General features: G+C 59.4%; 20 protein-coding genes. 11 read left to right on the top strand and 9 right to left on the bottom strand.

Annotated elements, in window-relative coordinates:
- Nucleotides 1-270 precede the first annotated feature (270 nt).
- The 5 genes from acnB to CLU84_RS05070 all read right to left on the bottom strand — a co-directional run bounded on the left by acnB (nucleotide 271) and on the right by CLU84_RS05070 (nucleotide 6,355).
- Nucleotides 271-2,856: a bifunctional aconitate hydratase 2/2-methylisocitrate dehydratase gene (gene acnB / locus CLU84_RS05090; RefSeq protein WP_099736246.1), complete on the bottom strand. Its 2,586-nt coding sequence runs from the start codon at nucleotides 2,854-2,856 to the stop codon at nucleotides 271-273.
- Nucleotides 2,857-2,953: 97 nt separating this feature from the next.
- Nucleotides 2,954-3,517 carry a hypothetical protein gene (locus CLU84_RS05085; protein ID WP_099736245.1) on the bottom strand — a complete coding sequence of 188 codons (564 nt, stop codon included), beginning with the start codon at nucleotides 3,515-3,517 and terminating at the stop codon, nucleotides 2,954-2,956.
- Between the two features lie 41 nt (nucleotides 3,518-3,558).
- The gene (locus CLU84_RS05080; protein ID WP_099736243.1) at nucleotides 3,559-4,554 is read right to left on the bottom strand and encodes a CoA ester lyase; all 996 of its coding nucleotides are present in this window, start codon (nucleotides 4,552-4,554) and stop codon (nucleotides 3,559-3,561) included.
- Nucleotides 4,551-5,357, bottom strand: coding sequence for a trans-aconitate 2-methyltransferase (tam, locus tag CLU84_RS05075; RefSeq protein WP_099736242.1), 807 nt, complete (start codon nucleotides 5,355-5,357; stop codon nucleotides 4,551-4,553). Before tam ends, CLU84_RS05080 begins: the two co-directional genes overlap by 4 nt.
- Before the next feature lie 8 nt (nucleotides 5,358-5,365).
- The gene (locus CLU84_RS05070; protein ID WP_099736240.1) at nucleotides 5,366-6,355 is read right to left on the bottom strand and encodes a malate dehydrogenase; all 990 of its coding nucleotides are present in this window, start codon (nucleotides 6,353-6,355) and stop codon (nucleotides 5,366-5,368) included.
- 241 nt (nucleotides 6,356-6,596) lie between these two features.
- Between CLU84_RS05070 and CLU84_RS05065 the strand changes: the two genes are divergently transcribed.
- The 7 genes from CLU84_RS05065 to CLU84_RS05035 all read left to right on the top strand — a co-directional run bounded on the left by CLU84_RS05065 (nucleotide 6,597) and on the right by CLU84_RS05035 (nucleotide 12,569).
- Complete coding sequence (locus tag CLU84_RS05065) at nucleotides 6,597-7,388, top strand: GntR family transcriptional regulator (RefSeq protein WP_099736239.1); 792 nt, start codon at nucleotides 6,597-6,599, stop codon at nucleotides 7,386-7,388.
- A gap of 145 nt (nucleotides 7,389-7,533) precedes the next feature.
- Entirely contained in the window at nucleotides 7,534-7,959 is a 426-nt protein-coding gene (sdhC, locus tag CLU84_RS05060; RefSeq protein WP_099736237.1) for a succinate dehydrogenase, cytochrome b556 subunit, read from the top strand.
- A 40-nt stretch (nucleotides 7,960-7,999) separates the two neighbouring features.
- Nucleotides 8,000-8,365 carry a succinate dehydrogenase, hydrophobic membrane anchor protein gene (sdhD, locus tag CLU84_RS05055; protein ID WP_099736236.1) on the top strand — a complete coding sequence of 122 codons (366 nt, stop codon included), beginning with the start codon at nucleotides 8,000-8,002 and terminating at the stop codon, nucleotides 8,363-8,365.
- 33 nt (nucleotides 8,366-8,398) lie between these two features.
- The gene (gene sdhA / locus CLU84_RS05050) at nucleotides 8,399-10,204 is read left to right on the top strand and encodes a succinate dehydrogenase flavoprotein subunit (RefSeq protein ID WP_099736235.1); all 1,806 of its coding nucleotides are present in this window, start codon (nucleotides 8,399-8,401) and stop codon (nucleotides 10,202-10,204) included.
- 27 nt (nucleotides 10,205-10,231) lie between these two features.
- The gene (locus CLU84_RS05045) at nucleotides 10,232-10,936 is read left to right on the top strand and encodes a succinate dehydrogenase iron-sulfur subunit (protein WP_099736234.1); all 705 of its coding nucleotides are present in this window, start codon (nucleotides 10,232-10,234) and stop codon (nucleotides 10,934-10,936) included.
- Nucleotides 10,936-11,229: a succinate dehydrogenase assembly factor 2 gene (locus CLU84_RS05040; RefSeq protein WP_099736232.1), complete on the top strand. Its 294-nt coding sequence runs from the start codon at nucleotides 10,936-10,938 to the stop codon at nucleotides 11,227-11,229. Before CLU84_RS05045 ends, CLU84_RS05040 begins: the two co-directional genes overlap by 1 nt.
- 29 nt (nucleotides 11,230-11,258) lie before the next feature.
- On the top strand, nucleotides 11,259-12,569 hold the full coding sequence (locus tag CLU84_RS05035) for a citrate synthase (RefSeq protein WP_099736231.1): 1,311 nt from the start codon (nucleotides 11,259-11,261) through the stop codon (nucleotides 12,567-12,569).
- 219 nt (nucleotides 12,570-12,788) lie between these two features.
- Here CLU84_RS05035 and CLU84_RS05030 read toward each other — a convergent pair whose 3' ends face one another.
- The gene (locus CLU84_RS05030) at nucleotides 12,789-13,784 is read right to left on the bottom strand and encodes a quinone oxidoreductase (RefSeq protein WP_099736230.1); all 996 of its coding nucleotides are present in this window, start codon (nucleotides 13,782-13,784) and stop codon (nucleotides 12,789-12,791) included.
- 123 nt (nucleotides 13,785-13,907) lie between these two features.
- Between CLU84_RS05030 and CLU84_RS05025 the strand changes: the two genes are divergently transcribed.
- The 3 genes from CLU84_RS05025 to CLU84_RS05015 all read left to right on the top strand — a co-directional run bounded on the left by CLU84_RS05025 (nucleotide 13,908) and on the right by CLU84_RS05015 (nucleotide 20,861).
- Entirely contained in the window at nucleotides 13,908-15,212 is a 1,305-nt protein-coding gene (locus tag CLU84_RS05025) for a DEAD/DEAH box helicase (protein ID WP_099736228.1), read from the top strand.
- A gap of 199 nt (nucleotides 15,213-15,411) precedes the next feature.
- Entirely contained in the window at nucleotides 15,412-15,864 is a 453-nt protein-coding gene (locus CLU84_RS05020) for a hypothetical protein (protein WP_099736227.1), read from the top strand.
- Between the two features lie 155 nt (nucleotides 15,865-16,019).
- Nucleotides 16,020-20,861 (top strand): DUF3320 domain-containing protein, encoded by a 4,842-nt coding sequence (locus CLU84_RS05015; RefSeq protein ID WP_099736225.1) that lies wholly within the window; start codon nucleotides 16,020-16,022, stop codon nucleotides 20,859-20,861.
- Nucleotides 20,862-20,929: 68 nt separating this feature from the next.
- Here CLU84_RS05015 and CLU84_RS05010 read toward each other — a convergent pair whose 3' ends face one another.
- Complete coding sequence (locus CLU84_RS05010; protein WP_099736224.1) at nucleotides 20,930-21,436, bottom strand: hypothetical protein; 507 nt, start codon at nucleotides 21,434-21,436, stop codon at nucleotides 20,930-20,932.
- 120 nt (nucleotides 21,437-21,556) lie between these two features.
- Between CLU84_RS05010 and CLU84_RS05005 the strand changes: the two genes are divergently transcribed.
- Nucleotides 21,557-22,015 (top strand): helix-turn-helix domain-containing protein, encoded by a 459-nt coding sequence (locus CLU84_RS05005; RefSeq protein WP_099736222.1) that lies wholly within the window; start codon nucleotides 21,557-21,559, stop codon nucleotides 22,013-22,015.
- Nucleotides 22,016-22,120: 105 nt separating this feature from the next.
- Here the strand turns inward: CLU84_RS05005 and CLU84_RS05000 are convergent, their stop codons facing one another.
- Together CLU84_RS05000 and CLU84_RS04995 are read right to left on the bottom strand one after the other, a co-directional pair.
- Nucleotides 22,121-23,263, bottom strand: coding sequence for a glycerate kinase (locus CLU84_RS05000; RefSeq protein ID WP_099736220.1), 1,143 nt, complete (start codon nucleotides 23,261-23,263; stop codon nucleotides 22,121-22,123).
- A 17-nt stretch (nucleotides 23,264-23,280) separates the two neighbouring features.
- A complete protein-coding gene (locus tag CLU84_RS04995) occupies nucleotides 23,281-24,618 on the bottom strand; it encodes a GntP family permease (protein WP_099736218.1) in 1,338 nt (445 codons plus the stop codon).
- Between the last annotated feature and the right edge of the window lie 9 nt (nucleotides 24,619-24,627).

The raw sequence follows: 24,627 nt of genomic DNA, 5'->3' as shown, positions 1-24,627 counted from the left end.
ACATGGTTGGTATAACGAAAAACATAGCTCGCAGCGCCTATCAAATCTGGATTTCGATATGAAACCACTCCTACTCCTATTGAATGGCGGGCGCTTGCAGCTCACTTTTTTGACTGAGTCAGACTACGACTCTGGCCGTGGATCGCCAATGCCGAAACGCAGACGGGTTTGCAGCAGCCATCGCAGCCGGAGTAAAAAAGCAAAAGCCCGCAGAACTTTCATCCTGCGGGCTTTGGGAGCAAGGCCTTTGAAAGCCTTGGCTTCTGAGGCTTAGATCTTGGCAGCCACTTCAGCGTACTCAGCGATTTCGTTGAAGTTCATGTAGCGGTAGACAGATGCCTTGTCGGCATCGATCACGCCCATTTCCTTCAGGTACTCTTCCTTGGAAGGCAGGTAGCCCAGACGCGACGCGATGGCGGCCAACTCGGCCGATCCCAGGTACACGTTGGTGTTCTTGCCCAGACGGTTGGGGAAGTTACGAGTCGAAGTCGAGATGACAGTCGCACCTTCGCGCACTTGGGCCTGGTTGCCCATGCACAGCGAGCAGCCGGGCATTTCGGTACGCGCACCGGCGGTACCGAAGGCGGCGTAATGGCCTTCCTTGATCAGCTCGGTCTGGTCCATCTTGGTGGGAGGAGCCACCCACAGCTTGACAGGGATGTCGCGCTGGCCGCCCAGCAGCTTGGCTGCGGCGCGGAAGTGACCGATGTTGGTCATGCAAGAACCGATGAAGGCTTCGTCGATCTTGACACCGGACACGTCGGACAGGGTCTTGGCATCATCAGGATCGTTAGGGCAGCAAACGATAGGTTCCTTGATGTCGCCCATGTCGATTTCAATGACGTGAGCGTACTCAGCATCCTTGTCGGCAGACAGCAGATCAGGGTTGGCCAGCCAGGCTTCGACCTTTTCGATGCGGCGCTGCAGCGTCTTGGCGTCAGAGTAACCGTCGGCGATCATGTTCTTCATCAGAACAATGTTCGAAGTCAGGTATTCCTTGATTGGCTCAGGGTTCAGCTTGATCGTGCAACCAGCGGCAGAACGCTCGGCAGACGCATCGGACAGCTCAAACGCTTGCTCGACCTTCAGGTTAGGCAGGCCTTCGATTTCCAGGATACGGCCCGAGAATTCGTTGATCTTGCCAGCCTTGGCAACGGTCAGCAGACCTTGCTTGATGCCATACAGAGGAATCGCGTGCACCAGATCGCGCAGGGTCACGCCGGGCTGCATTTCGCCCTTGAAGCGAACCAAAATCGATTCGGGCATGTCCAGCGGCATCACGCCGGTAGCGGCACCGAAGGCCACCAGACCGGAGCCTGCGGGGAAGGAGATACCGATAGGGAAACGGGTGTGCGAGTCACCGCCGGTACCAACGGTATCAGGCAGCAGCAGGCGGTTGAGCCAGCTGTGAATCACGCCGTCACCAGGACGCAGGGCCACGCCGCCGCGGTTGGAGATGAACGAAGGCAGTTCGCGGTGCGTCTTCACGTCCACAGGCTTGGGGTAAGCGGCTGTGTGGCAGAAGGATTGCATCACCATGTCGGCGGAGAAGCCCAGGCAAGCCAGGTCCTTCAGCTCGTCACGGGTCATAGGGCCGGTGGTATCTTGCGAGCCAACGGTGGTCATGCGGGGTTCGCAGTAAGTACCGGGGCGCACGCCTTGACCTTCAGGCAGACCACAAGCGCGGCCGACCATCTTCTGGGCCAGTGTGAAGCCAGCCTTGGTTTCAGCAGGCGCTGTAGGCAAGCGGAACACGGTGGATGCGGGCAGACCCAGAGTTTCGCGCGCCTTGGCGGTCAGCGAACGGCCGATGATCAGGTTGATACGGCCACCGGCTTGCACTTCGTCCAGCAGCACATCGCTCTTGAGCTGAAATTCGGCAACGGTTTCACCGTTCTTGACGATCTTTCCGGCGTAGGGCAGCACGTCGATCACGTCACCCATTTCCAGCTTGGAAACGTCCACTTCGATAGGCAGAGCGCCGGAGTCTTCTTGTGTGTTGAAGAAAATGGGAGCGATCTTGCCACCCAGTGTCACGCCACCGAAGCGCTTGTTGGGCACAAAAGGAATGTCAACGCCCGTACCCCAGATGATGGAGTTGGTGGCCGACTTGCGCGAAGAACCGGTACCGACCACGTCACCCACGTAGGAGACGAGGTTACCCTTCTTCTTCAGGTCTTCAATGAACTGCATGGGGCCGCGCTTGCCGTCTTCTTCGGGCTTGAACGCCGCGTCGGGACGCGTGTTCTTGAGCATGGCCAGGTAGTGCAGAGGAATGTCAGGACGGCTCCATGCGTCAGGAGCGGGCGACAGATCGTCGGTATTGGTCTCACCGGGCACCTTGAAGACGGTAACGGTAATTTTTTCTTCAACCTTGGGGCGCGATGTAAACCATTCGGCATCCGCCCAGCTTTGCATCACTTCCTGGGCCTTGGCGTTACCTGCCTTAGCTTTGGTGGCGACGTCGTTGAAGAAGTCAAACATCAGCAATGTCTTCTTCAGAGCGTCAGCAGCCACACCGGCGACTTCCGCGTCGTCCAGCAGCTCGATCAGGGGGTGAACGTTGTAGCCGCCCACCATGGTGCCCAGCAGCTCGGTGGCCTTGGCCTTGGAGATGAGACCCACCTTGATATCGCCGTGAGCCACGGCAGCCAGGAAGGAAGCCTTGACCTTGGCTGCATCGTCCACACCAGGCGGCACGCGATGAGTCAGCAAATCCATCAGGAATGCTTCTTCGCCAGCGGGTGGGTTCTTGATCAGCTCGATCAGGTCAGCAACCTGCTTGGCATCCAGAGGCAACGGGGGGATGCCCAGTGCGGCGCGTTCTGCCACATGGTCACGGTAGGCTTTCAACATGGGGGTCTCTCCAATGGTTTTTAAAAAAGGCTGCGCGGTTAGCGCGAATTACAGGGCTGACACATGTGCGATAGGTCAGCCCTCAGCCTCGCGGGACTTACTTGTTGTCCAGCAGGCTAGGAGGTGGGTTCTTGCGAATGGCTTCAGCGACTTGTTGTTGCTCGGGGCTCATGCATTCGTCAGCCAGGCGCTGACCCGCTTTCTGGTTCATCAGCATCGACTTGTTGGCGATCTGCAGCCACACCGCACCAGCGGCCTTGTCTTCCAGGCGCACGGTGCCGGTCGAGGTCTTCACGGGGACCATGTGGTACTTGAAACCACGGCCGTCCACGATGAAGTAGCCGGGGTTGGCCGTATCAGCGTTCACGTTGACAAAAGCACCCAGTTCGCAGGCGATACGACCTTTGTGCACACGCTCGGCCACGGCCAGATCTTCTGTGCTCAACGCAGCAGAAGCGGGGCCGGCGGCCACCACAGCAGCGCCGCCCGCAACGGCTGCTGCAGCAGCGGCTTTGCCCTTCTTGGCAACAGGAGCCTTTTTGGCAACGGGAGCCTTCTTGGTAGCCACAGTCTTGGCCTTGGTTGCGGTTTCGGCCACAGCAGAGTGGCTGATTGCAAGCAAAGGGGCTGCAATCATTAAAGTAGCGATCAGGGTCTTCATAGGAATAGCTCCTGCAGACTTGTTATGAGTTCGTTTGGGGGTCAGTGCGAGGCAAACCAGGGTTGAACTTCAACTGGCAAGGCCTGCCCCGTCTGGTGAGCGCGCTCAAGCAATTGCCAAAAATAGCGGTAGCTGGCGCGGTCGTGTAGTACACCACCAAAATTGATGGGCGCCCAATTCTGCACTGCTGCAGCGGTAAGAATCTGTGCCGCTTGCTTTACTTCGTCTTCCGCAGGAGAAAAAGCGCGCAAGATGGGCCGAATCTGATCCGGGTGAATGCTCCACATGCGCGTGTAGCCCAACTCGCGCGACGCTTTTTGCGCACAAGCCTCAAGAGCCTGTGGATTCTTGAATTCAGTCACTACGCAATGCGACGGCACTTTGCCGTAGGCATGGCAAGCGGCGGCGATCTCCAGCTTGGCGCGCACCACCATGGGGTGCTCAAACTGGCCCTGCGCCGTCATGGCCGCTGCCGGAATAGCACCACCGTGGGCCGAGACAAAGTCCATCAGCCCGAACGAGATGCTTTGCACGGCCGGGTGGGCGGCAATGTCAAAGGCCTGCTGCACTGCGGCAGGCGATTCAATCAAAACATGTAGCGGTACGCGCTTGCCTGTAGCGCGCTGCAAGGCTTTTTCAGCCTGGAGCACGTCATCCAGACTTTCGACTTTGGGAATCATGATGTGGCACAGGCGCTCTGCGGCGTTGCCAGCAATGATGTCCATATCCTGCTGAAAGTGCTCGTGGTCCACCGCATGTACCCGCGCTGCGACGCGCGCGCCATGCTCAGCGCCGTTGGCCAGCTCGGCCACCAGCTTTGCGTGCTGCGCTTCCTGACCCACGGGGGCACCGTCCTCGCAGTCCAGCGTGACGTCAAACACGCAGGTACCGAACTCTTGCATCATCTCTGCCTGCAACTGCAGGCTTTTGCGCATGCGCACTTCCACGCCGCTGTAGTGATCACAAACAGGCAGACGCTGAGCACCGCCTTGTGCGTCCAGCAAGACCTGAGCAGGGTGAACCAATTCTTTCGTCATGACTTGCGCTGCGCCACTATGAAAAGTCGAGGAAAAGCCAACAGGCGCTTGCCGTCGGCTCGCAGGGGGTAGGCCGCCTCAATGCGGCGCTCGTATTCAGCCAGAAACTCTGCTTGCAACGCGGCGGGCAGGCCTTCTACAAAAGGCTTGAGGCCCGTGCTGCTGAGCCACTGCACAATGGCCGCCGCCGAATCCATGGGGTGCTGGTAGATGGTGTGCCACACATCGACGCTTGCTGCCTCATTCTCGGGCGCAGCCAGTAAATCGTAATAAGCCCCTAGAGGCAAAATTTCGGTTCGCACCTTGTCTGCATCGCCGATGTACCGGGCAAACTGCGGCAATTGCGCGACTTCGCGCATCAGCCGGTGCGAGGGTTGCTGACGGTTGTCAGGCATCTGGATCGCCAGCACGCCACCGGGCGTTAACAGCGAAAACAGACGGGGAATCAGGGTTTCATGCTCTCCGACCCACTGCAGGGAGGCGTTGGCGTAGATCAGATCAGGTGCCGCTTCATTGCCAGCCAAAGTCCAGGTGGCGATATCACCTGCTTCAAACCGGGCCGTGGGCAACTGCTTGCGTGCAGTCTCCAACATGGCCTGAGAGTTGTCGATACCGAGCACGCTCGCATTGGCAAAGCGTGCGGCTAGCAACTCGGTAGAGTTACCCGGCCCGCAGCCCAGATCCACGATGTGGAGGCTGCGAGCCGCTTGCTCGACCAGATTCACCCGTGCCAGCAACTCTGCTGCCGGGCGCGTGCGCTCATTGGCAAAGCGCAGATACAGCGCGGGGTTCCAGTCTTGCATGGTGCTTATTACAGCAGGTGCTTGACGCCGTCTTGCTCGCCTTGCAGCTCAGCCAGAGTCTTGTTGATGCACTCTTGCGAGAAGGCATCAATTTCCAGACCTTCGACGATCTTGTATTCGCCGTCAGCAGTCGTGGTCACGGGGAAGCCGAACACGATGCCAGCAGGAATGCCGTATTCACCGTTGGAAGGCACGCCCATGGTGACCCATTCGCCGTTAGAGCCCAGAGCCCAATCGCGCATGTGGTCGATAGCAGCGTTAGCAGCCGAAGCAGCCGAGGACAGGCCACGAGCCGCAATGATGGCGGCACCGCGCTTGCCAACCGTGGGCAGGAACACGTTGGCGTTCCATTCCTGGTCGTTGATCATTTCCTTGACCGACTTGCCGTTCACGGAAGCGAAACGGTAGTCTGCGTACATGGTGGGCGAGTGGTTGCCCCAGACGGTCAGTTGCTTGATGTCGCCCACAGCGAAGTTGGCCTTGGCAGCCAGCTGGGAAGCAGCGCGGTTGTGGTCCAGACGCAGCATGGCGGTGAAGTTCTTGGCAGGCAGATCAGGTGCCGACTTCATGGCGATGTAAGCGTTGGTGTTGGCGGGGTTGCCCACAACCAGAACCTTGACATTGCGCGAGGCCACAGCGTTCAGAGCCTTGCCCTGAGCGGTGAAAATCTGAGCGTTGGCAGCCAGCAGGTCAGCACGTTCCATGCCTGGGCCGCGAGGACGGGCGCCAACCAGCAAAGCGTAGTCGGTGTCCTTGAAAGCGGTAAGAGGGTCGGCGTGGGCTTCGATACCAGCCAGCAGAGGGAATGCGCAGTCTTCCAGCTCCATGATCACGCCCTTCAGAGCGTTTTGAGCCTTTTCGTCGGGGATTTCCAGCAGCTGCAAAATGACAGGCTGATCTTTACCCAGCATTTCGCCGGATGCGATGCGAAACAACAGGGCGTAACCGATTTGGCCAGCTGCGCCAGTAACGGCGACACGGACGGGCTTCTTGCTCATGGTGAAACTCCAATATTGGAAAAAAGTGAGATGTTATGGGCGCGAGGTAACACCAGCGTAACCACCAGTAGCACAAGCTCCGCAAACATGCGGCAAGTGTACTGCTGATTTCAAATCCCAGTCAATTTGTCTTATGTCTTATATAAGATATGATCCTCACCTAGCGGTCAACGCAAACCTGCTTGTAACCTGTTTGTTTTTGCACATTGCATCGCGGAGGCGATCCCCTCAAAAAACTACTATGGCCACCCTTCACAACACAGTCCCGGACAACAACGCCAGCAATAACACTGGCACCGGCGTCTCCACCCCAGCATTCAGCCCTTTGTATCAGCAGATCAAAGGTCTGATCCTCCAGGGACTGGAAGCTGGCGAATGGCGCCCCGGAGAACTGATTCCCAGTGAAATGGAACTGGCTGCCCGCTTCAAGGTCAGCCAAGGCACGGTGCGCAAGGCGATTGATGAACTGGCCGCTGAAAACCTGGTCATGCGTCGTCAAGGCAAGGGAACGTTTGTAGCCACTCACGCCGCACAACAGGTTCAATACCGCTTTCTGAATCTTCGCCCCGATGCTGGCGATCTGCAAGGCGAAGGCCGCGCAGAGCGCCGCATCCTCGAATGCCGCCGCCTGCGCGCGCCGGCCGAGGTGGCCCGGGCTCTGGCGCTTCGTACTGGCGACGCCGTCATGCATGTGCGCCGCATCCTGTCTTTTGCAGGAATTCCGACTATTTTGGAAGACATCTGGCTGCCAGGCAACGCCTTCAAGGGCCTGACTGCAGAACAAATGTCGAATTACCAAGGTCCAACTTACGCCATGTTCGAGCTGGATTACGGCGTGCGCATGGTGCGGGCCGATGAGAAAATTCGAGCCGTTCTTCCGGATGCAGAGCAGGCTCAATTGCTCAACATTCCGAGTGCCACGCCCTTGCTCAGCGTAGAGCGCACGGCTTACACATATAACGATGTTCCCATGGAGTTACGACGTGGTTTGTACCTCACGGACACTCATCATTACCGCAATGCCTTGAACTGAATCCCCCCGTAAAAGCGTTGATTGCGCCAACCGCCAATCAACGCTATGCAAATTCGGCTAACGGATTCTGCTGCATTGCAATAGAATTTTGTGTCGCTTCGCACTAGCGATTACAACGCAGTTACATCCACGAAAGTACCCTGCCATGACAGAGCAAAAAGCAAAACAGCGGCCAGAGTTCCGCAACATCAACTTCTTCTCGGACCTTCCGACCTATCGCCTGCCTCTGGCAGGCGTCGTGTCCATCTTGCACCGCATCAGCGGTTTGCTGATGGCGCTCTTGCTGCCGTTCATCATCTGGATGTTCGACAACTCGATCTCGTCGGAAATTTCGTTTGATTCCTTCACCTCGGTGTTCGCCGGTCAATTCGGCTGGCTTGCCAAGCTGGTCTGCCTGGCACTGATCTGGGGCTATCTGCACCACTTCTGCGCTGGCGTTCGTCACCTGGTGATGGACGTGAACCACCACGCTGTGAACAAGCAAACCGGCAAGTCCACTGCTGTTGGCGTGCTGGTTATCAGCGTCGCACTGACCGTGGTGCTGGGCGCCAAGCTGTTCGGTCTGTACTGATCGGCCCCGGTTAACAACATCCCACGATAAGGAAACAACCATGTCCGTGAATTACGGCTCCAAGCGCACCGTTGTCGGCGCGCACTATGGCACCCGCGACTTTCTGGCTCAACGCTCTACAGCTGTCCTGATGGCTCTGTACACCGTAGTGCTGCTGGTTCGCTTTCTGACAGTCGGCGGCCCCGTGGGCTACGAGCAGTGGGCTGGCATCTTTGCCCCCCAGTGGATGAAATTTCTGACCCTGGCCCTGTTTGTGGCTCTGGGCTGGCACGCATGGATTGGCGTGCGTGACATCTGGATGGACTACGTCAAGTCTGTGGGCCTACGCCTCTCGCTGCAAGTGGTCACCATTGTCTGGCTGCTCGGATGCGTCGGCTGGGGCATCCAGGTTCTGTGGCGTCTCTGATTGAGACACGGTCTCCACGATTGAAGGTTAAGAATGAGCTACTCCAAAGCAAATATCACCAAGCGCAAGTTTGACGTCGTGATCGTCGGTGCTGGCGGCTCCGGCCTGCGCGCCGCGCTGGAACTGTCGCGCGCCGGTCTGTCGGTCGCGTCCCTGTCCAAGGTTTTCCCTACACGTTCGCACACTGTGGCTGCTCAAGGCGGCGTGTCCGCTTCGCTGGGCAATATGTCCGACGACAACTGGCACTACCACTTCTACGACACCATCAAGGGCTCTGACTGGCTGGGCGACCAAGACGCCATTGAGTTCATGTGTCGCGAAGCACCGAACGTCGTGATCGAACTCGAACACTTCGGCATGCCTTTCGACCGCAACGCTGACGGCACGATCTACCAGCGTCCTTTCGGCGGCCACACCGCCAACTACGGCGAAAAGCCCGTGCAACGCGCCTGCGCTGCCGCTGACCGTACCGGTCACGCCATGCTGCACACGCTGTACCAGCAGAACGTCAAGTCCAAGACCAACTTCTTCGTGGAATGGATGGCTCTGGACCTGATCCGCAACTCCGAAGGCGATGTGGTCGGCGTGACCGCACTCGAGCTGGAAACCGGCGATCTGTACGAACTGCACGCCAAGGCTGTGCTGATGGCAACTGGCGGTGCTGGCCGTATCTTCCAGGCATCGACCAACGCTTTCATCAACACCGGTGACGGCCTGGGCATGGCAGCACGCGCTGGCATTCCTTTGCAAGACATGGAGTTCTGGCAGTTCCACCCCACCGGCGTGGCTGGTGCGGGCGTGCTGCTGACCGAAGGCTGCCGAGGCGAAGGCGCAATTTTGCTGAACAGCGAAGGCGAGCGCTTCATGGAGCGTTACGCTCCTACCCTGAAGGATTTGGCCCCACGTGACTTCGTGTCGCGCTCGATGGACCAGGAAATCAAGGAAGGTCGTGGCTGTGGTCCTAACAAGGACTACATCCTGATGAAGCTGGACCACCTGGGTGCAGACACCATCCGCAAGCGCCTGCCTTCCGTGGAAGAAATTGGCCACAACTTCGCCAACGTGGATATCACCAAGGAACCCATCCCCGTGGTTCCTACCATCCACTACCAGATGGGCGGCATCCCCACCAACATCAACGGCCAGGTTGTGACCTACGACGGTACACAAAACCGCGTTGTGAACGGCCTGTACGCAGTGGGCGAATGCTCTTGCGTGTCAGTGCACGGCGCCAACCGCCTGGGCACCAACTCGCTGCTGGACCTGCTGGTCTTCGGCAAGGCTGCCGGCAAGCACATTGTGGAATTCGTCAACGGCTTTGGCTCGCACCGCGAAGTGCCCGCCGACGGCGCTGACCGCACCCTGGCTCGTCTGAACCAGCTGCAAGACTCCAAGGAAGGCACCTACGCCCAGGATCTGGCAGGCGAAATCCGCACTTCCATGCAAACTCACGCTGGCGTGTTCCGCACCCAGAAGAGCATGGACGAAGGCGTGACCAAGATCAACGCCCTGCGCGAACGCGTAGGTTCCGTGACGCTGAAGGACAAGTCCATGGTGTGGAATACCGCACGCATGGAAGCTCTGGAAGTGGACAACCTGATCGAAGTGGCACAAGCCACCATGACATCGGCCGCAGCCCGCAAGGAATGCCGTGGTGCACACACCGTGTACGACTACGAGCACCCTGCCGACCACGCCGAATTCCCGCTGGGCCGCAACGACAAGGAATGGCTCAAGCACACACTGTGGGATAGCGCCACAAACGGCCTGTCTTACAAGCCTGTGAACCTGAAGCCCCTGACCGTTGCAAGCGTACCCCCCAAGGTTCGTACGTTCTAATCCAGTAGCCCACGAGAGAAGATCAAAATGAAGCGCACATTCAAAATCTACCGCTACGATCCTGATCGGGACGCCAAGCCCTACATGCAAACCGTGCAAGTCGAACTCGACGGTCACGAACGCATGCTGCTGGACGCCCTGGTCAAGCTCAAGGAAATGGATCCATCGATCTCGTTCCGTCGCTCCTGCCGTGAAGGCGTATGCGGCTCGGATGCGATGAACATCAACGGCAAAAACGGTCTGGCCTGCTTGACCAACATGAACACCCTCAAGGGTGACATCGTGTTGAAACCCCTGCCCGGCCTGCCCGTGGTTCGCGATCTGATCGTGGACATGACCCAGTTCTTCAAGCAGTACCACTCGATCAAGCCTTACCTGCAAAGCGATGTGTACGCAACGCCAAGCAAGGAACGCCTGCAGTCCCCCGAAGAGCGCGAAGAGCTCAACGGCCTGTACGAGTGCATTCTGTGCGCAAGCTGCTCCACCAGCTGCCCTTCGTTCTGGTGGAACCCCGACAAGTTCGTGGGCCCGGCCGGCCTGCTGCAGGCTTACCGCTTCATCGCGGACAGCCGTGACACGGCCACGGGCGAGCGCCTTGATAACCTGGAAGATCCTTACCGACTCTTCCGCTGCCACACCATCATGAACTGTGTGGACGTGTGCCCCAAGCACCTGAACCCCACCGCAGCGATTGGCAAAATCAAGGAGCTGATGGTTCGTCGAACCGTCTGATGCTGATGACGAATACTCTGCTCGGTGAACGTGAGCGCGACCTGCTTAAGTGGCGCAGCCGCCGTGGCCTGGTTGAGAACGATCTCTTCATTGAGCAGTTCTTCGCCACCTACGGAAGCCAGCTCACGCAACAAAACGCGGCTGGCATGTCTGCCTTGATGGATCTGGCAGACAACGACCTGATGGATCTTTTCTTGCGTCGCAAGGAACCAGAAGGTCAACTCGACACCCAAGAAGTAAGGGAAGTCCTGGAGATGCTGCGCAAGCGCGTCCCCGGCGGCTCACCCCAGTAGGCTAGGCAATTTAGAGAAGGAAGTTTGAAATGAAACTCGCTGACAACAAAGCAACGCTGTCTTTTAGCAATGGCGCCCCTAGCGTCGAATTGCCGGTCTATCAGGGCAGCATCGGCCCTGACGTGATCGACATCCGTAAGCTGTACGGTCAATCCGGCAGTTTCACTTATGACCCGGGCTTCCTCTCTACCGCTGCCTGCCAGTCCGCCATCACCTACATTGATGGCGACAAGGGCGAGCTGCTGTACCGCGGCTACCCTATCGAGCAACTGGCCAAGAACTGCAACTTCCTCGAAACCTGTTACCTGCTGCTGTACGGAGAGCTGCCAAACGAAGCCCAGAAGGCTGAGTTTGAAAACACCGTGACCCAGCACACCATGGTCAACGAGCAGATGCAGTTCTTCCTGCGTGGATTCCGCCGTGATGCACACCCCATGGCTGTGCTGACCGGTCTGGTGGGCGGCATGTCGGCGTTCTATCACGACAGCACCGACATCACGAACCCTGAGCACCGCAACATTGCTGCCATCCGTCTGATTGCCAAGATGCCTACCCTGGTGTCCATGGCATACAAGTACGGCGTGGGCCAGCCCTACATGTACCCGAAGAATGACCTGTCCTATGCAGGCAACTTCATGCGCATGATGTTCGGCAACCCTTGCGAAGAGTACAAGGTCAATCCCGTGATTGAACGTGCTCTGGACCGAATCTTCATCCTGCACGCAGACCACGAGCAAAACGCGTCGACATCGACCGTGCGCCTGTGCGGCTCGTCCGGCACCAACCCCTTCGCAGCCATCTCCGCTGGCGTTGCTTGCCTGTGGGGCCCTGCCCACGGCGGTGCCAACGAAGCCTGCTTGAACATGCTGGAAGACATCCAGGCCAACGGCGGCATTGCCAAGGTTGGCGAGTTCATGGAAAAGGCCAAGGACAAGACCAGCGGCGTGAAGCTGATGGGCTTTGGCCACCGCGTGTACAAGAACTACGACCCCCGCGCCAAGCTCATGCAGGAAACCTGCAACGAAATCCTGCAAGAGCTGGGTCTGGAAAAGGATCCCCTGTTCGCCCTGGCCAAGCAAGTCGAGAAGATTGCCCTGGAAGACGACTACTTCGTCTCGCGCAAGCTGTACCCCAACGTCGACTTCTACTCCGGCATCGTTCAGCGCGCTATCGGCATTCCAGTGAACCTGTTCACCGGCATCTTCGCTCTGGCCCGTACCGTGGGCTGGATCGCTCAGCTCAACGAACAAATGGGTGACCCCGAGTACAAGATTGGCCGTCCTCGCCAGCTGTACACCGGCGCTGCTCAGCGCGACGTTCAGCCTATCGGCAAGCGTTAATCGCTTTCAGGCCCGGTTACCGGGTCTGCCAAGGTGCAAAAAGCCCGCAGCTTGCAAAAGCTGGCGGGCTTTTTCTTTTACTTGATCAAGCCGCAGCCAGTCGCTATACAAAATAGAAGCAGCTACCGCCTGTAAACAGCGCTCTTCAGACTGATTCGAGCAGAAAATCAATATACATAGGTCGCAAGCAGCTTCCTATTTCATAGCAACCTAGCTTGCTTACGGCACCAGCAAGATAGGCTGAACCGCGCCATGCGCCTCCAGTGCGCGGTGGGCTGCTGCGGCATCTGCCAGCGCAAACTCCTGAGGTACGCCCATGCGAAAATGCTTTTTACGCAGCGCCTCAAACACGCGCTCGGCCATGGCTTCGCGCTCGGCAGGCTTTTTCACAAAATGGAAAACCATGGGCCGACTCACGCTGTTTGACTTGGCCGCAAGCCGCGCAATCTCCAGCGCAGGCACCGGGCCAGACGATTGCCCATATATCACCAGCTGCCCGCCAATGTTCAAACTGGCCAGCGAGCCATCAAAGCTGACCTTGCCCACCGCGTCATAAACCACATCCACGCCTTCGCCATGCGTCAGCTCCAGCACGCGCTCCGCCACATCCTCAGCGCCCTCACCCCGGTAGCGAATCACCTCGACACAACCGACCTGATCGGCCTTCTTCGCCGTGGCATCGCTGCCCGCCGTCCCTATCACCATCGCGCCCTGGCGCGTGGCCCACTGACTCAAAATCTGTCCCATGCCGCCGCCCGCAGCCTGCACCAGAATGCGCGTGCCCTGCCCCACATGGGCTACGCGGTGCAGCAGCACATCAGCCGTTAGCCCGCGCAGCAAGCTGGATGCCACCAGTGCATCGCTCAAATCATCGGGCACGGCAATCAGCTCATCGGCCGCAATCACGCGCTCTGCCGCGTAAATGGCATAGGCCGCAGAGATATAACAAACCCGGTCACCCACTTTGAAGCGGCTCACGCCCTCGCCGACTTCAGCGACCACGCCCACAGCCTCGATACCGGGCGTGCCCGGCAGCGCCAGCGTCTTGTACAAGCCTGAGCGCACATAGACATCGTGAAAATTCACACCAATGCGTGTGTGCTGCACGCGGACCTGACCAGCCGCCAGAGCCTGCGAAGCTACAGAGGCAATCTTCAGCACCTCTGGGCCGCCGTACTCGTTAATCACGATGGCTTGATGCATGGCCTGGCTCATGTTTTTGCTCCTTGTTTCTTGAATGGAATGACTGTAGCTTGTCCCTGCGCCCTGCTGCGACGCGGTAATTCCCGCACAATGCGCCTCCTGCACACTGCTATTGATTCTTTTCATCCTGCCTCTATGTCTTTTGCCCCTCTAGGCCTGCGTGCCGAGCTTTTGAATGCTGCCCAGGACCTGGGCCTGCACAACGCAACGCCGATCCAGACCCAGGCCATCCCCGCCGTACTGGCCGGGCGTGACCTCTGGGCCTGTGCGCCCACGGGCTCGGGCAAGACTATGGCTTACCTGATGCCGCTGCTGCAAGGCTGGATGGCGCAAAAGCGCAACCACACCGGCTTTGTACGCCCACTGGCCACCCTAATCCTCGTGCCCACACGCGAGCTGGCTCAGCAGGTGCATGAAAGCCTGAGCGACCTGACACGCAAACTGCAAGATCAGCCCCGCAGCCGCGTGGTTTACGGCGGCGTATCCATCAACCCGCAAATGATGCAGATGCGCGGCAGCGCCGACTTTCTGGTCGCCACACCCGGCCGACTGCTCGATCTGGTCAGCAGCAACGCCGTGCGCCTGAATGCAGTGCAGCACTTGGTGCTGGACGAGGCCGACCGCCTGCTGGATCAAGGCTTTGCCGAAGAACTCAACCGCGTGCTGGCCCTGCTGCCCGCCAAGCGTCAGACCCTGCTGTTCTCTGCCACCTTCCCACAGAACGTGGAAGCCCTGGCTACTCAGCTGCTGCACGACCCCGTGCGCGTGCAGGTCGATGCCGACAGCACTGCCGAACACTCGGCCAGCCCCGAAAACATCACCCAGCGCGCGATTGCCGTGGACAGCCCTAGCCGTACCCAGCTGCTGCGCAAACTGGTCAAAGATGGCGAAGGCCAACCCGAATGGGAACGCGCGCTGGTCTTTGTCGCCAAGCGCCACACTGCAGAAATGCTGGCAGACAAGCTGTACAAGGCCGGCATCTTCGCCACCACCTTCCATGGCGACATGAGCCAAGGTGCCCGCAAGGATGTACTCGAGCAGTTCAAGTCCAAGCGCTGGCAGCTGCTGATTACCACCGATCTGGCCTCGCGCGGCATTGATATTGCGCAGCTGCCTACGGTCATCAACTACGACCTGCCACGCTCTCCCGCCGACTATATTCACCGTATTGGCCGCACAGGCCGCGCCGGACATGCGGGTGCCGCTATCACTTTTGTTCCACCCGCAGAAACTGCACACTGGGAGCTGATCTGCAAACGCAACCAGCTAGACATTGCACTGGAACAGATTGAAGGTTTCGAGCCCACCGAAGAAGTGCCGCCACCTCCCGTCGCGCAAGACGGCAACGGCGGCATCAAAGGCCGCAGACCCAGCAAGAAAGACAAGCTGCGCGCTGCAGGACTTTTACCTGTCAACAGCAACAGCGACGGAAAAATCTAAATCTGGCATCGCATTCAAACCAAAAGCCGCAGCAATGCGGCTTTTTTGTTGCCGTTCCTCAGAGAGCCACCCCAGATAAAGACATTTGATTACATCCTCGCGGGATTCATTTGTAACTTTACAAAATTGTTCATCGATAAGCTGGACTTAGACGAACCAAGCTGATTTCTCAACAAGGCAGCCTAAGCGCTGAAAATCGATGAAATGCCCTAAAGTGTTTGTGGAGTCATCTCTGTTGATCTTCTGCTCGGCGCTTCACGCTGAGGAGAGTTGGTCTCTCAATCTGCATACGTTCAGCCATCACTTCTCCGAAAGAGCGCATGGCCAAAAATGGAATGAAACCAACCCAGGTCTTGGTCTTAGAAGAGACTTTGGCAGTGACTTCTCCATTCAGGCGGGCTTCTACAAAAACAGTCTCAGCAAGTGGAGCACCTATGCCATTGCAGAGTATTCACCCCTTTCCGTCGGCAGCTTCGATGCAGGCTTGTTTGCAGGCATTCGAACCAACTACCAAAACCCCGTCGAATTCGCTGGTGGTGCGCTCATTCGTTGGCGTGTCACAGAGCACATCGAAATTACCGGCCGCCTAAGCCCCAAAACCTGCAGCTACTGCTCTGGGTTTGTCAGTGCTGAATTGGGCTGGAAGTTCTGATTGGAAGGTCATTGGTTCGCTCATGCAAACCACTTTGGAATGCCCGTCCTAGCAGCTCCAAAGGTACTTTGTACTGGAGGCCCCAAGCTGCACAGCACTGGAGCCATACACTTTTCCCAGTACAGTCAGTGCCAACTGATTGATCTGGGAAACCCATGTCCGCCAACGAGAATTCAAGCGCAGCCTCTGGCTCGGAAGGCAGCGCTTCTGGCGATGCCTTCGCCGCTGTGCCAGCTGCAGTCGCCTTGCCCTCCTCCCCCATCGCCCTACAGCTGGAAAAAAGCCGCCAGTCGCTGCTGGACCTATCCACACGCAACCGGCTGCTGAGCCTGCCGCAGGCCGCCACAGCCAAGCTGCTGCACTTTGCCGATGAGCTGACGCCCGAGATTTACCGCCTGCTGGTGACGGATGGCAAGGCCATGAGCTTTGTGCCGAGCAAGACCGATGAGACTGCGCAGGAAGCCGCCGAAGCACCGCATCCCGCCCTGCCCCAGCCCGAAGACGATGCCTGTGCAGAACGCGACGAGCGCGGCGTGGCGCAACGCCACCGCGACCTGAAGCTGCAGACGCGCCTGAACAGCGAAAAGCTGCAGCGCCGCTTGCTGGACATGCATTCCGATGCCCGCACCTTTGTGGAAGAGCAAGGCGTCAACATCCTGTTTCTGGCCCTTGGTCACCTGCAATGGTTTGACCGCAATGCGCCCGACAAGCCGCGCTTTGCGCCATTGATTTTGCTGCCTGTGGCACTGGAACGCAAAAGCGCTGCCGAGCGCTTTACCTTGGGCTGGCTGCAGGAAGATGCGGCCGAAAACCTTTCGCTTGCTGCCAAACTCAAGGCAGACTTTGGTCTGGAGTTGCCTGAATTCAAGGTCGGCGATGACTTTGACCCTGTCGCCTATCTGGCGCAGGTCAGCAGCATGGCGGCTGCCCAGCCGGGCTGGCAGGTCTTGCCCGATGCGATGACGCTGGGCTTTTTCAGTTTTGCCAAGTTCCTCATGTACCGCGACCTGGACGCGAGCACCTGGCCGCAAGATAAGCGACTGGATCAGCAGGCGCTGATTGCCTCTGCGCTGCAGGATGGCTTTGAGGCCCGCGGCGAAATTTTTCCCGAAGATGCCGATGTGGACGAATTGATTCCCGTCGTCAGCCAGCGCCATGTGGTGGATGCAGACAGCTCACAATCGCTGGCCATCGAAGCCGTGCGCCGTGGCGAGAATCTCGTCATTCAAGGGCCACCTGGCACCGGCAAGTCCCAGACCATCACCAACGTGATTGCCGCCGCGATTGCCGATGGCAAGAAGGTGCTGTTCATCTCCGAAAAAATGGCGGCGCTAGAGGTAGTGAACCGCCGCCTGAAAGCCGTGGGCCTTGGCCCCGCCTGCTTGGAACTGCACAGCCACCACACCAACAAGCGCAAGGTTCTCGAAGAACTCAAGGCCACGCGTGACCTGGGCCGCCCGCGTGTGGAGCACCGCGACCAGATCATCAACGAGCTGACCCACGTACAGCAGCAGCTCAATGCGCACAGCGAAGTCATGCATCAGGCGCTGGTGCCCTGCGCGCTGACGCCTTATCAAATCCTGGGCCAGCTGGCCAAGCTCGATGCGGTGCAAATTGCCCACCTGCCCGACTTGCTGCAAGGTGCGCAGGACTGGACACCCACGGACTTTTCTGCACGCCAGCAAACCGTGCAGGCGCTGCGCCAGGCCGCCAGCAAGGTCATGCCCATTCAGCAACATCCATGGCGCGGCGTCTGCCACCCCGCCCTGCTCAAAATGGATGCCGAACGCTTTGCCCAGCAACTACCTGCTGTGCAGAATTTGCTGCAGCAGACGCTACAAGATAGTGAGCAGCTCGCGCAATCACTGAATGCGCTAGCGCCGCAAAACATTCAAGATATTGAAGAGCAGATTGCACTGGCTCAGCAACTGGCCTCTGCGCCCACGCTAGACAGGCAGTCTGTCGCCAGTGCCATCTGGAGCCATGGCCTGGGTCAGTTGCAAAAGCTGCTGGAAACGGGCCTGCAATTCAGCCAGCAGGCACAAGGCCTGCGCAGCCGCTTTGCAGAGTCAGCCTGGAACCAGGACTGGAACAGCGCCCGCCAAAGCATTGCCGCCCATGGCGATTCACTGTTTCGCCTCTTCAACGGCGGCTACCGCCAGGCGGTTGCCAGCGTCAAGGCGCATCTCAAAGAGGCGCTCCCCAAAACCAAGGCCGAGCGTATTCAGTGGCTGGATGCGCTGTTGCAGGCACAAGGACTGCGCCAGACACTGGCCCAGCAAAGCGCCGATGGAACGGCCGCCTTTGGCCAGCTCTGGCTGGGCGAGCAAAGCGATTGGAGCCAGCTGCAGGCGGTGCTGCGCTGGATGAGCGGCCCGGACGGCCAAGGCCGTAGCGAGTCCTTCCGTCAGCTTTATGCCCAGCTGCCATCGCCTGCGCACTGTGCGGAGCTGGCCGCAACAGCGACAGCATCGCTACAAAGATTTGAGCAAGCAGCGTCGGCCATGCTCTCCAATTACCAGTTAGATACGCCAGAAGCCTTTGGTGCTCCAGCGCTATCCGGCATTGCTTTTACCGCACTGAATGCGCGACTGGCACAGTGGATAGCCCAGCCCGCCGCCCTGCTGGACTGGACCCAATACCACGCCACCCGCGAGCAGGCTCGCGCCTCGGGGCTGGCCCCGTTGGTCGAGCAGTTGGAGCTGGACGCCATCACGCCGGATGCCATGTCGCCCAGCTTTGAGCGCGCCTATTACGAAGCACTGCTGCGCCAGGCCACGCAGACGCATCCTGCGCTGGTGGCTTTCAACGGTGACCAGCACAGCCAGAAGGTGCGCCAGTTCCGCGCACTGGATATCGAACGCATTGAGCTGGCGCGTGCCCAGTCTGCGCTATCGCATTACGAGCAGGTACCGCGCACGGCCTCTGGCATAGGACCACTTGGTGTCATCAATGGCGAGATTGCCCGCAAGCGCGGCCACATGCCGCTGCGCAAGCTCTTCAAGCTGGCGGGCGAGGCGGTGCAGGCCATCAAGCCCGTATTCATGATGAGCCCGCTGTCCGTGGCCCAGTTTCTGGAGCCCGGCGCGGTCGAGTTTGACCTGCTGGTCATTGACGAGGCCAGCCAGATCGAGCCTGTGGATGCGCTGGGTGCCATTGCCCGCTGCAAGCAGCTGGTGGTGGTGGGCGATGACCGCCAGCTGCCGCCCACGCGCTTTTTCTCACGCATGACCAGCGAGCAGGACGAGTTGGATGACGAGGACGAAGAACAGCTCATCGCCGGTGCCGCAGATGTGGAAAGCATTCTGAGCCTGTGCCTTGCCAAGGGCATGCCCCAGCTCATGCTGCGCTGGCATTACCGCAGCCGCCACCAGTCGCTGATTGCAGTGTCCAACCAGCAGTTCTACAACAGCGGTCTGTTCATCGTGCCCAGCCCCTACACGGCGCGCGCGGGCATGGGCCTGCGTTTTCACCATCTGCCAGAGGGTCGATTTGACAGTGGCGGCACGCGCGTCAACCGCATCGAGGCGCAGACCATTGCGCGCGCCATCATGGCGCACGCACTGCAAACACCTCAGCTCAGTCTGGGCGTGGCCGCGTTCTCGCTGCAGCAAAAAGTCGCCATTCAGGACGAGCTGGAACTGCTGCGTCGCCAGCAGCCCGAGGCCGAGTCCTTTTTTGTCGCCCATCCCAACGAACCCTTCTTCATCAAGAACCTGGAAAACGTACAGGGCGACGAGCGCGATGTGATCTATATCTCGGTGGCCTATGCGCGCAATGCTCAGGGCTATCTGCCCATGCGCTTTGGCCCGGTGAGCGCCGATGGCGGTGAGCGCCGTTTGAACGTACTGATCTCGCGTGCCAAGCAGCGCTGCGAGGTGTTCTCGTCCATCACGGCCGATGACATCGATCTGGAGCGCGGCAAAGGCAAGGGCGTGGCCGCCCTCAAGGTCTTCCTCAACTACGCAGCGACCGGCAATCTGGCTGTGGCGAGCATCAGCGGGCGCGATCTGGAATCACCGCTGGAAGAAGATATTTACGAGGCGCTGACCGCGAAACTCACGCCCCTAGGCCTGCAGATCGAAACGCAGTTTGGGATTGCCGGCTTCTTTATCGACCTTGCCGTGGTGGACCCCGAGCAACCGGGCCGCTATCTGCTGGGTATTGAGTGCGATGGCATGAGCTACCACCACAGCCGCTCCGCCCGCGACCGTGACCGTCTGCGCCAGTCGGTGCTGGAGAGTCAGGGCTGGACCCTGCTGCGCATCTGGGGCTGCGACTGGTTTCGCCAGCCACGCGCCGAGACGGAAAAAGTGCTGGCCGCCGTTCAGCGCGCGCAGCAAAACCTTGAACCCAATCTGCCGCAAGCCCAGATTCCATCTGCGCCAGCAGCTATTGAAGTGATAGAGCGCGTCGAGCCCGCAAAAGATGCCAGCAACAGCGACCAGGCAAGGCCTGAAGTCGCCTATGCCGAGGCCAGCCTGGATGTGCCCTCCAAGGATCTGCACAGCCTGCCGACCTCGCTTCTGGCGCAACTGGTGCTGCAGGTGGTGGAGCAGGAAGGCCCGGTTCACTTCGACGAGCTCACCACGCGCATGCGCACTCTTTGGGGTCTGCAACGCGCGGGCAGCCGCGTACGCGATGCGCTGGATGCGGCCCGCCAATCGCTGCTGGCCGATGGCGCCATCACCGCCGAAGCCGATTTTCTCGATCTGCCGGGCCGCACGGTGCGCGTGCGCGACCGCTCTGCCGTCAGCTCGGCAAATCTGCGCCGTCCCGACTGTCTGCCGCCTGCCGAAGTGCGCCAGGCCATCAAGCAGGCGCTGCAGTCCAGTCTGGGCGGCCAGCGCGACGAGCTGCCTGCGGCCGTGGCGCGCATGCTGGGGCTGAATGCCGTCACCGTTGCTGTGCGCGAGCTGATTCTGGGCCAGCTCGATGCGCTGCACCACAGCGCCGAAGTCAGATTCAACGGCACGCTGTACCAGTTGCCTGCCTAATTGGAGGCTTGCAGAAAAACGCCCTGAAGTCCTCAGGGCGTTTTGCATGACAGGCATCCCAAACAGCTTCAGCCCTTGTCCACCTTGTGGTCCTCGCTCTTGGCATCCTCCATCGCTTCGGGCTCCAGCTCTTCGGCAGAGCGGTTCAGGTGCACAAATAGGCCCCAGCCACCCATCAGAACACCCACTGACACCAGCAAGGCAGCTGAGTACAGCAGCTTCTCGGGCTCTTCCTGCGCCTTGAAGGTGGCCACCAGTCCCTCTATCGCCAGGGCCACCACCAGCACCACCATGAAGCGCGACAGAAAGCGGCGCACCCGCGTCGGACCGCTGATATGGGCGTCGCGCATCACCTCTTCTTCCATGACTGTCTGGGCAATCTGCAAGGCCACCACGCCGGAGGCCAGCGTGCCCAGCGCTTCGACAAGGTGCAGCGTGACACTGCCCTCCATGCCGCCATGGATCACCTGCCAGCCTTTGCTGGCCGCCACCCAGACCAGGGCCACGGCGGCAAGCGCGAACAACAAGGCAATCAAAGAATGCAGGGCGATAAAAACAGCGTGCAAAATTTTCATGGGTGCTCTCCTGGGTGCTTCGCCGATATTTGCACTACAGCCTTGGTCTGGTCGTAGGAAATTGTCAGTAGCAGCATCGACAAGCCCAGTACCAGCCTCCAGGAGCACTACCATTGGCATATGCCTCGCCAGAACACCAGTCCCGCAGACTTTCCGCCAGCCATCCTTGCGCAGATCGAACAGCTTGCTCAAAGCATAGTGGCCCAGCGTAAAAGCCGGGGCGAGACGCAGGCCCAGTGGGCGAGCAAACTCGGCATCTCTCAGCCGACCATGGCGCGTATTGAGCGCGGGGACCCGGCAGTGGCGATGGCGACTTATGTGTCTTGCCTGTGGCAGCTCAACCCGGCGCTGGATCTGGGGCAGTTACTCCCAGCCCAAGTGAGCCAGTCCTCAGCCCAGAACGCTTCCATTTCGATAGCTGCTAGCACAATCATTACAAAGGCCAGAGGTCAAAAAGACTCAAAACTGCAGAAAGAAGCCTCTAGCAAAGCAGCCGCCATAGAACAGCAAGCGCAGATTGAACGCAACTTTGCTGCGGCCAGGGCGGCGCTGGATTTCTTCAAGAGCCCGCCATTTTGAAGTTCTGAAGCTCTGAAAACAAAAAACCCGGCCTGCAATTGCGAGCGGGGTTTTGCTTTGAATAATGCCCAGTAAAACGCCTACTAGAGCGCCTAGTAGAGCGCTTCAACCCATGCGCTGCCCCATGGCCAGCACGGCGGCAATATTGCGCGCCGATGAGCGTACGTTGTGCTCGGCCTCGGCCAGCGCATCTTGCAGAGTGCAGATACGGCTGAGCACGCTGAAGATGGCGTCAATGCCATGCTCGTGCACCACTTGCGCATTGGTGCCCAGACCACCGGCAATGCCGATGACGGGTTTGCCAAACTGCTTTGCCACGGTGGCCACCCCAAAGGGCGTTTTGCCGAAGATGGTCTGCTGGTCAATGCGGCCTTCACCGGTGATGACCAGGTCGGCATCACGCACGGCAGCTTCCAGACCCACAGCACGCGCAATGATTTCGCAGCCGGGGCGCAGTTGCCCTTTGAGGAAGGCCATCATGGCCGCGCCCATGCCGCCTGCGGCACCGGCGCCCGCCACGGCATCCACGGCCACACCCAGGTCGCGCTGGATGATGGCGGCAAAGTGCTTGAGGCTGACATCCAGCGACTGCACCATTTCAGGCGTGGCACCTTTTTGCGGGCCAAAGATGGCCGATGCACCGCGCTCACCAGTCAGCGGGTTGTCCACGTCGCAGGCCACTTCAATCTGACATTCGGCAAGGCGCTTGTCCAAGCCACTCATGTCAATGCGGGCCAGCAGCGCCAGCGGCGCACCGCCGCGTGCCAGCTCAACGCCTTGCGCATCCAGCAGTTGCACGCCCAGCGCCTGCAACATGCCAGCGCCGCCATCATTGGTGGCGCTGCCGCCAATGCCCAGAATCAGGTGGCGGGCACCGGCATCCAGCGCTGCAATGATCAATTCCCCCGTGCCGTAGCTGGTGGTGACGTTGGGGTTGCGCTGTGCAGGCGGCACCAGCGCCAGACCGCTGGCCGCAGCCATTTCGATCATGGCGGTGCGGCCGTCGCCCGTCAGGCCGTAGAAGCCGGTGATGCGCTGACCCAGCGGGTCTGTCACTTCGACTTCAACCTGGCGGCCCTGCGTGGCCTCGACCATGGCCTGCACCGTGCCTTCGCCGCCATCGGCCATGGGCACTTTGACGTACTCGGCGTCCGGAAAGATTTCCTTGAATCCCAGCTCGATCTGCATGGCCACTTCCAGTGCGGACAGGCTTTCCTTGTAGGAATCGGGGGCGATCACAATTTTCATGATGCAGTGCTACCGGTTCAGAGCATGAAGGCGCTGGCCACCCAGATGCAGGCGAAGCTGACCATACCCATGACGATGGTGGAGGTGGTGAAGACGCGCAGCGAGTCTTCCATTTCGATCTGGGAGAACTTGGTCACCACCCAGAAGTAGGAGTCGTTGGCGTGCGATGCCACGATGGAGCCTGCACCAATGGCCAGCACCGCGAAGATGCGGCCCGTTTCCGAATCCAGACCAAAGGTGGCCAGGCTAGGCGCAATGATGGCAGCCGATGTCAGCGCAGCCACGGTGGACGAACCCTGCGCCGTCTTGAGCAGCGCGGCAATGATGAACGGCACCAGCAGACCGATAGAGGCATTGCCCAGAGCCTGGCCCAGTGCGCCGCCCACACCGGTTTCCTTGATGATGGCGCCGAACATGCCGCCTGCAGCGGTAATGATCAGCGTGGGGCCGGACTTGATGATGGCCTCTTCCAGCACGGCGCTGAAGTCACCCTTTTTGCCGCCGTTGCAGGCCAGCAGCCACATGCCGCACAACATGCCCACCAGCAAGGCGACAGGGGGGTTACCCATGAAGTGGAAAATGGTGGCAAAGCCATCTTTGTAGCCCAGTGTGGTGAGCAATGTGGAAATCGAGATCAGCACCAGTGGCAGCACCACGGGAAGCAGGGAGAAACCGAACGATGGCAGGTTGGCGGTGGATTGCTGCTCGCTCTCTTCGGCCACGGCAGGTGCGTAGTCCTTGCCCTTGCACATCCAGTTGGCCCAGTAGTAAGCAGCCAACAGACCGGGAATGGCAAACAGCACGCCAGCCAGCACCAGCAGACCCAGATTGGCATTGAGCGTGGTGGCAGCTGCCAGTGCGCCAGGGTGTGTGGGCACCAGGCAGTGCACGGCATACAGCGATGTACCGAGGATGGAGGCGATCAGCGGCATGGGCACCTTGGAGCTGGCGCTGATGCTGCGGGCGATGCCGCTCAGAATGATGTAGCCCGTGTCGCAGAAGATGGTCAGGCCGGGGATGAAACCCGTCCAGGCCATGGCGGGCCTGGCGTTTTGCTTGCCTGCCAGGTTCAGGATGTGGGTGGCAATGCTCAGGGCGCCGCCACTCTTTTGCATGCACACGGCAATCGCCGCACCAAAGATGATGATGAAGGAGATGCCGCCCAGCGTGTTGCCAAAGCCAGTCTTGAGCGCATCCATCACCTTGGGCAGGGGCAGGCTGGTGCCGAACACCGCCAGCAGCAGCGAAACAGCAAACAGCGCGCCAAAGACGTTGGCTTTGAGCTTGGCCGTGAGAAAAATGATGGCCAGAATACTCAGGACCACCAGAATGGAAGAGATAGCAATACTGCTCATGATGACTTT

This window comes from Comamonas sp. 26 (genome assembly GCF_002754475.1).
GTDB lineage: Bacteria > Pseudomonadota > Gammaproteobacteria > Burkholderiales > Burkholderiaceae_C > Comamonas.
The sequence above is the reverse complement of the archived record's forward strand: the minus strand, read 5'-3'. Positions and strand labels throughout refer to the sequence as shown.